Source organism: Monashia sp. HAY1-2A (assembly GCF_056755315.1).
The window spans coordinates 1-263 of the sequence record NZ_JBNDHY010000480.1 but is presented as its reverse complement, the minus strand read 5'-3'; the positions used below and the strand labels follow the sequence as shown (position 1 = coordinate 263).

The 263-nt window shown below is 66.5% G+C and carries 1 pseudogene; it reads right to left on the bottom strand.

The features are described 5' to 3' along the window. A pseudogene (locus tag ACPYOM_RS22790) lies at positions 1-260 on the bottom strand (MFS transporter); the annotation flags it as partial. Between the last annotated feature and the right edge of the window lie 3 nt (positions 261-263).

The following is a 263-nucleotide window of genomic DNA, read 5'->3' as shown; positions in this document are numbered from 1 at the left end:
GAGGAGTACAGGGGCGCAGCCGGACCCCGCCTGTCGGACCAGTTACCCGCCGCCACCATGCCCATCACGCCCGTTGCCAAGGGTCCGGCGAATGCCAGCGCGTAAAGGCTGGCTCCGTCCAGGTCCCGGCTCACCAGCGGCATGATGGTTGTCACTGCGAGGGACTCGAAAGCGCTGAGGAATACCAGAGCGCAGGCCCCCACGGTGGCAAGGAGGTATGGGCGGCCCAGAATCCCGGCCGTTGAGGTGTCAGAGGTCATGGA